The following is a 12,206-nucleotide window of genomic DNA, read 5'->3' on the forward strand; positions in this document are numbered from 1 at the left end:
GGTGTTATTTTTGTAGGAGAGTGCCTACATAGTTCCACTGGCCGCAGGAATTTTGTTGATTCAATAATGTAGGATTTGCCCTACACGCAATTTTGGTGTCGTCCTACGCAAGGGCGGAATTGATTGGTGTAGCCCGCCTGCAGATTCGTGCCGTGAGTCAAGCGCATGATGGTCCCCAAGGGGGAACTGGCGGTCTGCCGGTCCGCGCGCCATTCCCCTGTTCCAGTGAGTTCCCGCAAAATTCCGGCGCGTGGGAGTTTCGGATCGGCCGACTCAGATACTATTTATTATCTGGATGAATTGCGTTCCGGTGGTCGCGTACTTTTCGGTATCGAACTTCTTCGCGATCCAGGATTTCGGTATTCCAAGTCCTAACTCAAGCAGCATTTAAATATTTCATTGAATGAAATGGCAAAAGCCGCCTGACGAAAGCGTCCTCGCCGCCGGGGCTTCATGACCGCGACGAGCCACGCGGCCATGCGCTTGTATTCAATTAATTGCATCTGAATGAAGAGTTGTCCTGTTGCGCAGCAACAGCGGCCGACTTGTCAAATCGCCAGAAAGTGGCAAGCTGCCAATCGTTGCTTCGTTCCTGGAGAAGTCGATGGCTGCACGCTCCCTTGCATCCCTGTCGCTTGGCTTTGGCCTGGTGTCGATTCCGGTGCGCCTTTACTCGGCGACCGAAAGCGCCGGCGCGGTGCGCTACAACCTGCTGACCAAGGATGGCGCGCGCGTGAAGCAGCAGTACGTCTCCGAGAAGGATCCGTCGGTCGTCGTGCCGAGGTCCGAGATGGTCAAGGGCTACGAGTTCGAGAAAGACCGCTACGTGCTGTTCGAACCCGCCGAGCTGAAGTCGCTGGAGGAGGGCGGCAGTCACCTGATCGACATCGTGTCCTTCATTCCCGAGAAGGCGGTCGACCCCATCTACTTCGACAAGGCCTATTTCCTCGCGCCCGACAAGCGCGGCGGCAAGCCCTACAACCTGCTGAAGGCGGCCATGCTCGAAAGCGGCCGTTGCGCGCTGGCGCGCTGGGTGTGGAAATCGAAGCAATACGTGGTGCAGGTGCGTGCGCAGGACGAGGGGCTGGTGCTGCAGCAACTGCTGTACGCAGACGAGGTCCGTTCGCTGAAGGATCTGGATATCGAGCAGGTGACGCCCTCGGCGCCCGAGCTCAAGCTCGCGCTCCAGTTGATCGACCAGATCTCCGCCGACACCTACGAGCCGACGATGTTCGAGGACGAGGAGAAAAAGCGCATCCTCGCCGCCATCGACGCCAAGATCGAAGGCAAGCAGGTGGTGGCTGTCGACCATCCGGAAGACACGCACGGCGGCGCCGAGGTGATCGATCTCACCGAGATGCTGCGCGCCAGCCTCTCGCGTGGCGCCAGGCAGCCCGCGAAGCGCCCGGCAAAGCCGTCGGCCGCCGAGGTGGAAGAAGTGGTCACGCCGATGGCGCAGCCCAAGGGCGCCAAGCGCGCACCCAAGCCGGCAAAGGCGGCGGAAGAAGCCGTGGCGCCGGTGCGTGCACGCGCGCGGAAGTAAGTGAGCGCCGCCGCGCCGCCCGCACCCACGGCCGATTCGCTGCGCGGCATCCGACAGGCGTCGGGCCTGAGCCGCCATGCGGTGGCGAAGCTGATCGAACTCGGCTTCGTGGACCCGTCGCGCGACCCGGGCGGCGGTTGGCGCTTCACCTTCCAGGACCTGGTGCTGCTGCGCTCGGCACATGAGCTGCGCGCCGCGGGGATTCCGACGCGGCAGATCCTGCGTTCCCTGCGCCGCCTGAAGGGCTCGCTGCCGGCGGAGGCACCGGTCAGCGGACTGAGAATCACGGCCGTGGGCGACCGCATCGCGGTGCGGGCGGGCGGCTCGCAATGGGAACCAGACACGGGCCAGTTGGTGATGGACTTCAGCGTGGCGCCGGGCACCGGCGCTTCCGGTTCGATCAGCCACCTGTCGAAACCAGTGGCGGGCAAGGGCGGCGCTGCGCCGCCGATCGATGTGGACACGATCTTCACGCAGGCGGAGGACCTCGAGGAGACCGACGCCGCCGCGGCCGAGGCCGCGTACCGGCAGGTGCTGGCACTGCAACCGGACCACGCGCATGCCTACCTCAACCTCGGCTTCATGATGTGCGAGGCCGCGCGCTGCGAGGAAGCCGTGCGGCTGCTGGACGAGGCCGTCCTGCACTGCCCCGACGATCCATTGGTGCACTACAACCGCGCCGTGGCCCTCGAAGGCCTGGACCGTGTCGCGGAAGCGCTCGAAAGCTATGAGCAATGCCTTCGCCTGCGGCCGGATATTGCGGACGCGCACCAGAACGCGGCGCTGCTTTACGCGCGCGAGGGCCGCAAGCAGCTGGCGATCCGGCATTTCAGCGCATACCGGCGCCTGATAGCCAAGTCCTGAACACGAGGGTGCACGAAATCCCGCGTGCACTGACGCCCGCGTCCGACTTCCGGACCCGTCCGCGATAGGCACCCTCGGGTCCTTATCGACATCAGGGCATTGCAATGGACAGCGTTCTTCAGTTCAACTCCCCGGGTCTCGAGACGCCTGGTTTCGAGCCGCCTTCGCGCTGGCTCATGCTGGCCGAGGCCCGCGCCGTCTATGAGGCTGGCGCGGCGCTGGCGCTGTGGCCGTTGCTGCAGATGACGCCGCGCGGCGACGGTCATGCGGTGCTGGTGTTGCCCGGCCTGGGCGCTGGCGATCGTTCCACCGAATTGATGCGGCGCTTCTTGCGCAGCCGCGGATACGACGCGCAGGGCTGGGGCCTGGGGCAGAACCTGGGCCCGCGCGCCGGAGTGGAGGCGCGCATGTTGCGCAAGCTCAAGTCGCTGCATGCGGCGCGCGGCAAGGTGAGCCTGGTCGGCTGGAGCCTGGGCGGCGTGTATGCCCGCATGATGGCTTCGCTGCGGCCGGACATGGTGCGCGGCGTCGTGACCCTGGGCACGCCCTTCACCGGGAGCCCGCGCGCGACCCGGGCGTGGCACATCTACGAGAAGGTCAGCGGACAGCCCGCGGAAGACTCGGCGCGCCGCCAGCTCGTGACGCCGACGCCGCCGGTGCCGACCACTTCGATCTTCAGCCGCACCGATGGCGTGGTCTCGTGGCGCTGCAGCGTCGAGCAGCCGGGCGCGGCTGCGGAAAACATCGAAGTGCTGGCGAGTCACCTCGGCCTGGGTGCGCATCCGGCCGTGTTCTATGCGCTGGCCGATCGGCTGGCCCAGCCGCAAGACGCGTGGAGGCCCTTCGACCGTTCGCGAATCGGCGCCTGGGTGTTCCCGGACCCGGCGCGGGCGCAATGAAGCGAGAGGCTTCTGGCCACATCCCATGCCACAACCGCTGTCCGACCGAGAGGCTGTCGCTGCCGTCCTCGTGATGATGGTCCGCGCGCGGTTGGTCGCCACCCATGCCGGCAAGACGCTTCGCACCGGGCTCCAGTCGAGCGTGCCAGTGAGCGAGCGGCCCGCCGTCCGGCGCGGCCTCGATGCGTTGCTGGACCACGGCATCCTGGCGATGAACGGGGAATTCATCGGCTTTTCGCCGAAGGGGCGGATGTACCTGGCCCACGTACAGCTGGCGCTTGGCCAGGCGCCATCGGCCTATGAGCACGATGACGAAAGCCCGGCCGTGCGGGCGGCCTTGATCGAGGCCATCGAGGCGGATGAGCGCTTCGAGCCCTACGCCAGCATGGAAGAGGTGCAGTCGCTGCCGGCGCGCCTGGAAAGCCATGGGCCCAAGCCCAAGCCCAAGCGCAAGCGAAAGACACGCGGAAGTTGGCTGCTGCCGCTGGCGCTGGCCGCCGGAGCCGCTGCCTTCTACGCGCTGAGGATGTAGCGCTCGAGCTGCCACCACGAGGGCAGCAGGCGACGGACCTCCGGCCGCTCGAAGCGGTCGTCCAGCAGGTAGACGACCCCCGAATCGCTCTCCGTGCGAATCACGCGTCCCGCCGCCTGCACCACCTTGCGCAGGCCCGGATAGAGGTAGGTGTAGTTGTAGCCCTGGCCGCTGAAAAGCGTTTCCATCCGCTCGCGCATGACCTCGTTCATGGGGTTGTGCTGCGGCAGGCCCAGGCTCGCGATGAACGCGCCGATCAGCCGGTCGCCCGGCAGGTCCACACCCTCGCCGAACGCGCCTCCCAGCACCGCGAAGCCCACGCCCTGGCCACCCGCCTGGAAGCGTGCGACAAAGGCCTCGCGATCGGCCTCCGCCATGCGCCGCGACTGCGACCAGGTCGGGATGTCGGGCCAGCGTTGCGCACAGGTTTCGTGTGCCGCCTCCAGGTAGTCGAAGCTGCTGAAGAAAGCGAGATAGTTGCCCGGCCGCCGCATGAACTGCGCGCCGACCAGGTCGATCAGTGCGTCGAGCGAGCCGGCGCGGTGATGGAAGCGGGTCGAGATGCGCGGCGTGACCTGCACGCTCAGCTGATGCGGCTGGAACGGTGACGCCACGTCCAACTCCAGCGTGTCGTCGGGCAGGCCAAGCACGTCGCGGTAGAAGGGGAAGGGCGCGATGGTGCCGGAGAAGCAGACGGTCGACATCGACGCCGCGAAGCGCGGCTTGAGGAACGGCGCGGGCACCAGGTTGCGGATGGTCAGCGCGTCGCCGCCGGCATCGTCGCCCGAGGTGACTTCGAATACCGAATGCGAGCCGAACGCATCCGACAAACGCAGGAAGTACACCATGTCGAAGAAGAAGCGCTGCAGCGGCCCGTGCGCGTCCCTGGGCGTGGCGGCAAAGTGTTCGGCGATGGCCGAGACCGCCTCCTGCAGCGGTTGCAGCAGGCGCTCCGGAATGGCATCGAGGGCCGCGTAGCCGGCGGCTTGTCCTGCCTGCAACGCACGCCACTCCCGGCGCAGGGCCACGAGCCGCGGCTTGATGCCTGTGGGCGCCGCGCGTTGCGCCTCCTCGAAGGGCTGCGCAGCCAGCGGCGCCGTGTACATCCCGCGGGCGCGCTCCAGCAGGTTGTGCGCTTCATCGACCAGCACCGCGACGCGCCATTCCTCCTCCTTGGCCAGCGCGAAGAGGAAGGCGCTGCTGTCGAAGTAGTAGTTGTAGTCCGCGACGATGACATCGCTCCAGCGCGCCATTTCCTGCGCGAGGAAGTAGGGGCAGACGGCATGGGCCTGCGCAATGCTGCGCAGTTGCGCGCGGCCGAGTTCGCGCGTGCCGATGGCTTCGCGGCGGGCATCGGGCAGGCGGTCGTAGAAGCCGCGCGCCAGCGGACAGGCCTCGCCGTCGCAGGACTTGCCGGGGTGCTCGCAAGCCTTCTCGCGCGCCGTGAGCTCCAGCACGCGCAGTGATTCGCTGTCGCGGCCCGCAAGGCCCAGCGCTTCGAGCGCGACCGCGCGACCCGGGGTCTTCGCGGTGAGGAAGAAGATCTTGTGCGTCTTCTGCGTGGCCCAGCCCCGGAGCAAGGGCCAGGTGGTCGCCACCGTCTTGCCGATGCCGGTGGGCGCCTGCGCGATGAGGCAGCGCCCCGCGGCAGCGGCGCGGTACACGCCTCGGGCCAGTTCGCGCTGGCCGGGCCTGAAGGCCGCATGCGGGAAGGACAGCGATCCGAGTTCGCGTTGCAGCGCGCGTTGGCGGTCGCCTTGCCGTTCGGCCCAGGCCATGAAGGTCACGCAGAGGTGCTCGAAATGGGCGCGCAAGGCATCGCGTGGCCAACGCTCCTCGAGCACGGTCTCCTCGCCGCTGGCCAGGTCGAGATACACGAGCGCCACGGCGATCTCGTCCAGCGACTCGCGCTCGCACAGCATCCAGCCGTAGCACCTGGCCTGCGCCCAGTGCAGCGCCCGGTGGTTCGCGCGGATCGCGTCGAAGCTGCCCCGGAAAGTCTTGATCTCCTCGACGCGTCGGCGCCTGGCGTCGTAGCCGTCCGCGCGCCCGCGCACCAGCAGGCCCGCACCGATGGCGGACAGCGTCACCTCGCGCTCATAGTCCGCGCCACGCCGCGATTGCACCAGGCTGTGGCCAGCCATGCCTTCCTGCGCGCTGGGCACCGGCACGAAGCGGAAGTCCAGGTCGCCCACCTTGGCGCCGAATGCGCACAAGGCCTTGACCGAGACCGCCGCACGCGCAGCAGCCAGTGGCGGCGGCGCCTCGGCACAGTCAGCCGATGGCGGCTGCGCCTGGGCGGAAGCGGTGGTGTCGGAGGACATGGGGGTTGGATTGTGGGGCAGGCGATCCTGGCAGGCAGCTTCCGGGCAACCCGTGAAATATCTCCACAAGTCCCTTCGCTCAGGTTGGTTGTATACACGGCTGAAAACAGACTTTAGGGTAAACCCTTAAACTACAGCCCATACCACAGATCAACCCAGTAACTGAAAGGACCACACCATGTCGCTCCTCCATCGTGCCATCTCCGCCCTGCAACGCAGCTTCCAGTCCCAACAGGAAATCGAAGACGCCTACCTGGCCGGTTCCGTCGACATCTATGACCTCGAGCGTCGCATGCGCGCACTCGACGAGCGCGACACCCAGGAGCCCTTCCACCTGCGCCACTCGATCTAAAGAGTTCGCAGCATCCTTTCGGCAGCGGAGCGCCGGCAGGCAGGTCCTGCACATGCTCCGTATCAGGTCGCGGCCAGACGCCGGACCCACGCAGCGACGCTGTCGAGCGCCTGCGCCAGCACCTCGTCGTCATTGCGGCCGGTGCGCTTGAGCACGTGGAAGGCGTGATCCGCGTGCTCGATCTCGACGATGGTCGCCCGTTCTCCCAGATCGGCAACGACCGAGCGAATCTTTCCCAGCTCCGCCAGCTTGTCGATCGTGCCCTGGATGAACAGCATCGGCACCCGCACGTCGGATAGATGCTTTGCGCGGGTGATGGAAGGTTCTCCCGCCGGATGCAGCGGAAATCCCAGGAACACCAGGCCCGCCACGGAGGGCAGCAAGCCCAGCGCCTGCGCCTGCGAGGTCATGCGGCCGCCGAAGGACTTGCCGCCGGCCACCAGCGGCAGCGATCCGAAGCGCCGTGATGCCTCGGCAACGGCCGCCCGGACCGTCGCATGCGCCTTGGCGGGCGTGTCCGGCCGCTTGCCGCCGGCCTCCATGTAGGGGAACTGATAGCGCAAGGTCGCGATGCCTCGCTGGGCCAGGCCCTCGGCGGCGGCGGCCATGAAGTGATGTGTCATGCCTGCGCCGGCGCCGTGGGCGAGCATGTAGCAGGCCACCGGGTCTGGTGGCGCCAGCGCGAGGCCGGAGACGGTGGAACCGTCGTCGAGCGGGATGGTGACCGGTTCTGCTGTGGAAGTCGATGTCATGGCGGTGCCGCGGCAGGGGCGATGGGACGCATCACTCTACTGCGGCAGCGCGGCAAGGGCAGGCTCAGGCGCGTACTTCCGTGCGGGTGCAGACGAGCTGCTGCGCGATCTTCATCCAGGTAGCGTGGAGCGCATCGATCTGCTGGGTCTTCTGCATCATCGCCCTGACGTCGAGCAGGCCGCCGCTCATCACGGACGCCATCATGTCGTGATGCTCGTCGGTGGCGCGCTTCCATGCGTCGTAGGTCTCGGTCAACGTGTCGTGCGTGGTCATGGCGTTTCGGCTCTCTTGTTCAAAGCGGCTGCGAATCGCGCAGGATCAGGCCGATGGAGGCCGCGGCGTGTGAGCCGATACGGACTCCCATGTAGGCCGGGAGCCCGTCGCTGCGCGTGGGAGCCGATCAGGAATCGAGCACCTGGCGCACCTTCAGCGCCAGTTCGTCGACGCTGAACGGCTTGGTCAGCATTCGCGTACCGGGCCCGAGCACGCCGTTGCGCGGGATCGCGCGGCGGGTATAGCCGGTGGTGAAGAGAACCTTCAGGCCCGGCACCCGTTGGCGCGCGCGTTCGGCCAGTTCGCGGCCCGACATCTCGGGCATGACCACGTCGGTGAACAGCATCGAGATGGCGCGTCCCTCGTCGAGCATGCGCAGCGCGTCGTGCGCGCTGGCCGCCTCGATGACGGTGTAGCCCAGTTCGCAGAGGGCCTCGACCGACACGGTGCGCAGCCGCTGCTCGTCCTCCACCACCATGACGATTTCCGCCTGCGTGCCACGCCGAACCTGCGTGCGCAGCGCGGCAGGCGCGTCTGCAGGCATCGCCTCGCCGGCGTGGCGTGGCAGGTAGATCTTCACGACCGTGCCTCGGCCTGGCTCGGACTCGACCTTCACATGGCCGCCCGATTGCCGCACGAATCCATAGACCTGGCTGAGCCCGAGGCCGGTGCCCTTGCCCACGCCCTTGGTCGTGAAGAAGGGCTCGAAGGCACGGGCCATGACATCGGGCGTCATGCCCTGGCCGGAGTCGGTGGCGGCAATGCGAACGTACGCGCCGGCGCTGATCGCGTATTCCCTCGCGTCCACGTCGTCGATCGTGACGTTCGACGTCTCCAGCGTGAGCTTGCCGCCATCGGGCATGGCGTCGCGGGCATTCACGCACAGGTTGAGGACCGCGTTCTCCAATTGCGTGCGGTCGGCCATGACATGCCCGACCTCCGCGCCGAGCGCCGTTTCGACGCGGATCGGTTCGCCGAGGGTGCGCATGAGCATGTCGCTCATGCCGGCGACCAGGCCGTTGACGTCGACCGGCTCTGGCGCCAGCGATTGCTGCCGCGAGAAGGCCAGCAGGCGGTTGGTGAGCGCGGCGGCACGGCGCGTGCCGTCGATGGCCGCGTCGACGAAGCGTTCGACGTCGGTGTCGTTCTTGGCCAGCTTGCGTTGCAGCAGGTTCAGGCTGCCCATGATCACGGCCAGCATGTTGTTGAAGTCGTGCGCGATGCCGCCGGTGAGCTGGCCGACGGCCTCCATCTTCTGGACCTGGCGCAGCTGCTCCTCGGCCTTGGCGCGCTCGTCGACCTCGTCGAGCACGCGCTGCTCCAGCGTGGCGTTGAGCGATTGCAGCGCGGCTTCGGCGCGGCGGCGTTCGGCCACCTCGCGTTCGGCGGCCTGGAACAGCCGGGCGTTGTCGATGGCGATGGCGGCCTGCGCACCGATGCCCACCAGCAGGCGCTCGTGGCGGGCGGTGAAAACGCCGGGCTCCGGATGGCCGAAGAAGAGTCCGCCCAGCACTTCGCCCGAGCGGGAGACGACGGGCGCGGCCAGGTAGCTGCGCACCGGCAGGTGGCCCTGTGGCATGCCGAAATGCGGATGGTTCCTGCCGTAGCGCGGGTCGAGCAGGATGTCGTCGGAACGCACGATGCCTTCGCCTTTGAAGGTCGGCGCGAACACCGCCGTGTTGCGTGGCATCGGGAACTTCGAGAAGGCCTCGCGCGGCACGCCCGATAGCGCGTACAGCATGTAGCTCTCGCCCTTCTCGTCCAGCAGGTTGTAGAAGAAGGCGCCGAAGCCCGCGCCCGTGAGCGCGGTAGCCGCATCGGTGACGACCTGCACCGCGCGGTCGAGGTTCAGCTCCGCGGCCACCGCCGTGCCCACCTTGTTGAGCAGTTCGAGGCTGCGCGCTTCTTCCTGCATCAGCCTGGAGCCTTGCAGCCTCGTGACCGACAGTTCGATGTTGGCCGCGACGCGGGCCAGCAGTTCGCGCGCGCTGAAGGGCTTGACCAGGTAGTCGTCGGCGCCGCGGCGCAGGCCCTCGACCTTGGCCTCCTCGCCTGCGCGTGCCGACAGGACGACCACCGGCACGGTGTGCAGCCCGGCGTCGGCGCGCAGCTTGCGCAGCAGCTCGAAGCCGTCGACGCGCGGCATCATGACGTCGGTCAGGATCAGGTCGGGCCGCTGGCGGCGGGCGGCCAGGAAGGCCTCCTCGCCATTGGCCGTGCAGGTGAGTTCGTAGTGCGGCGAGAGCAGGCGGCGCAGGTAGTCGCGCATGTCGGCGTTGTCATCGGCGAGCAGGACGTGCGGGCGCTTGCCGGTGGCATCCTGGTGTTGCGCGGGTGGCGCGGCGACGTCGCTCATCGCGTCGATGTCCTCCGGAAGCCAGCGCAAGGCCTCGCTGACGAAGACTTCGGCGCGCGTGGCTGTCGAAGCCTGGGTGCGCGCGCCTTCGACGCGGTCCTGCGGCAGGTGCGTGGAGCCGAAGGGGATGCGGACTTCGAAGGTGGTCCCGCGGCCGGGCTCGCTGTCGACCGACACCGAGCCCTTGTGCAGCTCGACCAGTTCCTTGACCAGGGCCAGTCCCATGCCGGTGCCTTCGTGCGTGCGGCCGCGCGCGCCCTCGACGCGATGGAAGCGGTCGAACACGCGCGGCACCTCGGCTTGGGGAATGCCGGTGCCTGTATCGCTCACGCGCAGCACGGCATCCCCATCGTCTTCCGCGATGTCGACCGTGATGCCGCCTTCCAGCGTGAACTTGAAGGCGTTGGAGACTAGGTTGAGAACGATCTTCTCCCACATCTCCGGATCGACATGGACCGGCTGCGACAAGGCGGGCGCGCGAATGCCCAGGACCAGGTCGGCCTTCTCGCAGGCCGATCGGAAACTGCTGGCCAGGTCACGCGTGAGCGCGGCAAGGTCGACCGGTTGGTAGGCCGCCTGGATGCGGCCCGCCTCGACGCGCGAGAAATCCAGCAGCGTGTTGACCAGCTTCTGCAGCCGCAGGCCATTGCGCGCGGCCGTCGCGACGCGCTCGCGCTGTCGCTCGGTCAGGGGTTCGTCGTGGTCGAGCATCGCGTCTTCGAGCGGCCCGAGCATCAGGGTCAGCGGCGTGCGGAACTCGTGGCTGATGTTGGCGAAGAACTGCGTCTTCAGTTCGTCGAGCCGCGCCAGTTCCGCGCGCTGCCGCGCGATCTCGCGCTCCTGCGCCTTCTTCTCGGTGATGTCGCGGCCCTCGGCCGTGATGAACACGACCTTGCCGCTGTCGTCCATGACGGGGGAGAGCGAGGCGTCGATGATGATGGTCTCGGCGCCGCTCGCGCGGCCGTAGATCTCGGCATCCCAGCGGACGAATTCGCCCCGGGCGGCGCGCTCGATGGACGCGCGCAGCGTGGCGCCTTCGTCGCGCACCTGCCACCAGAAGGTGGTCCAGAAGGGCCTTCCCTCGACGTCCGAGAGCTTGATGCCGACGCCGTCGAGCGCGACCTGGTTGATTTCGAGCACCGTGCCCTGCGCATCCAGCAAGCCGACGAACTGGACCATGGAGTCCAGCGTGATGCGGGCGATCTTCTGCCGGTACAGCTCGCGCGTGTCGCCGGCCTGGAGGTGCGTGCCGCGGACGTTGACGAGATTGGCCGCCATCGAGGGATTGATCGTCATCTGGAACAGGTGGAGGACGCAGGTGCCAGCACCTTGCGCCCGGCTTCTCCCTGTGGATCCGAGCACTCTTCGACCTGAGAGATTACACGGGAACGAAGGTTCCGGATGTCGGCGCCTTGGCGCTTTACGCACGCATCGGCTCACCGACTCCTTAAATGTCCCATTGACAGAACAATCGAAGCAATGAACCATCCGCGCATGCCACGCATGCCGCTGCCCAAGTACCACCAGATCTACCTGGTGCTGCGCGAGCAACTCGACGAGGGGCGCTTTGCCGAGGGGCTGCCGGGCGAACTGGCGCTGGTAGCGCAGTTCGGCGTGGCGCGCGTGACGGTGCGGCGGGCGCTGGAGCAACTGGCGGCCGAAGGACTGATCGCGCGCAACCCGGGCCGTCGCACGCGGGCGTTGCCACCGGCGGCTGCAGCGGGCGTCGGCGGACACGACGGCGAAGCAACGGGCCGGGCCAACTTGCGCGGCCTGCTCGAGAACCTGGTGACCATGGGGCTGCGCACCTCGGTCAAGGTCATCGACGTGGCAACGATCACGGCATCGAGCCAGGTCGCCGATGCGTTGAAGCTCAACCCCGGCGACCCGGTGCAGAAGGCGGTGCGCGTGCGCTCGACGCGCGAGGGGCCGCTGTCGCACATCACCACCTATGTGCCGGGCGACATCGCGCGGCGCTTCGGCCGGCGCGAGCTGGCGAAGAAGCCGATCCTCATGTTGCTCGAAGAGTCCGGCGTGAAGGTCGGGCGGGCGCACCAGACCATCTCGGCACGGCTGGCAGACAACGTGCTTGCACAACACCTCGAAGTCTCGGTCGGCTCCGCGCTGCTTGCCGTTCGGCGCCTGGTCTACGACGACGCCGAGCGGCCGGTGCAGTGGCTGCACGGCTTCTACCGGCCCGACCGCTACACCTACGAGATGCAGCTTTCCCGCGTGGGCAGCATCGATGCCAAGGTGTGGGTCAGCCAGGATGTGTCAGCCCAGTTCAACTGAAGGAAAGAGAAGGTAATT

Annotated in this window: 10 protein-coding genes; 6 read left to right on the forward strand and 4 right to left on the reverse strand. The window is 67.3% G+C overall.

From position 1 onward, the window contains the following. Positions 1–604 precede the first annotated feature (604 nt). The 4 genes from HB681_RS19065 (at position 605) to HB681_RS19080 (ending at position 3,838) form a co-directional block, all read left to right on the forward strand. Positions 605–1,543: a Ku protein gene (locus HB681_RS19065; protein ID WP_213956451.1), complete on the forward strand. Its 939-nt coding sequence runs from the start codon at positions 605–607 to the stop codon at positions 1,541–1,543. Further along, positions 1,544–2,407, forward strand: a complete 864-nt coding sequence (locus tag HB681_RS19070; protein ID WP_213956452.1) for a tetratricopeptide repeat protein — start codon at positions 1,544–1,546, stop codon at positions 2,405–2,407. Positions 2,408–2,511: 104 nt separating this feature from the next. Then, positions 2,512–3,306, forward strand: a complete 795-nt coding sequence (locus HB681_RS19075) for an alpha/beta hydrolase (protein ID WP_213956453.1) — start codon at positions 2,512–2,514, stop codon at positions 3,304–3,306. Between the two features lie 25 nt (positions 3,307–3,331). Further along, positions 3,332–3,838 (forward strand): hypothetical protein, encoded by a 507-nt coding sequence (locus HB681_RS19080; protein ID WP_213956454.1) that lies wholly within the window; start codon positions 3,332–3,334, stop codon positions 3,836–3,838. Here HB681_RS19080 and HB681_RS19085 read toward each other — a convergent pair. Further along, entirely contained in the window at positions 3,820–6,162 is a 2,343-nt protein-coding gene (locus HB681_RS19085) for an ATP-dependent DNA helicase (RefSeq protein ID WP_213956455.1), read from the reverse strand. The two genes, HB681_RS19080 and HB681_RS19085, sit on opposite strands and share 19 nt — an antisense overlap. A gap of 178 nt (positions 6,163–6,340) precedes the next feature. On the opposite strand from HB681_RS19085, the gene HB681_RS19090 reads away from it, so the two are divergent. Beyond that, the gene (locus HB681_RS19090) at positions 6,341–6,514 is read left to right on the forward strand and encodes a DUF3563 family protein (RefSeq protein ID WP_213956456.1); all 174 of its coding nucleotides are present in this window, start codon (positions 6,341–6,343) and stop codon (positions 6,512–6,514) included. Between the two features lie 62 nt (positions 6,515–6,576). Here HB681_RS19090 and HB681_RS19095 read toward each other — a convergent pair whose 3' ends face one another. The 3 genes from HB681_RS19095 to HB681_RS19105 all read right to left on the reverse strand — a co-directional run bounded on the left by HB681_RS19095 (position 6,577) and on the right by HB681_RS19105 (position 11,192). After that, the gene (locus HB681_RS19095; protein ID WP_213956457.1) at positions 6,577–7,266 is read right to left on the reverse strand and encodes an alpha/beta family hydrolase; all 690 of its coding nucleotides are present in this window, start codon (positions 7,264–7,266) and stop codon (positions 6,577–6,579) included. Between the two features lie 64 nt (positions 7,267–7,330). After that, the gene (locus HB681_RS19100; protein WP_213956458.1) at positions 7,331–7,540 is read right to left on the reverse strand and encodes a hypothetical protein; all 210 of its coding nucleotides are present in this window, start codon (positions 7,538–7,540) and stop codon (positions 7,331–7,333) included. 127 nt (positions 7,541–7,667) lie between these two features. After that, positions 7,668–11,192, reverse strand: a complete 3,525-nt coding sequence (locus tag HB681_RS19105) for an ATP-binding protein (protein WP_213956459.1) — start codon at positions 11,190–11,192, stop codon at positions 7,668–7,670. A 207-nt stretch (positions 11,193–11,399) separates the two neighbouring features. Here HB681_RS19105 and HB681_RS19110 point away from each other — a divergent pair, with 207 nt between their 5' ends. Beyond that, on the forward strand, positions 11,400–12,188 hold the full coding sequence (locus HB681_RS19110) for a GntR family transcriptional regulator (RefSeq protein ID WP_213956628.1): 789 nt from the start codon (positions 11,400–11,402) through the stop codon (positions 12,186–12,188). Positions 12,189–12,206 lie beyond the last annotated feature (18 nt).

The sequence above is a fragment of the Variovorax sp. dw_954 genome (genome assembly GCF_018449755.1).
Lineage (GTDB): Bacteria > Pseudomonadota > Gammaproteobacteria > Burkholderiales > Burkholderiaceae_C > Variovorax.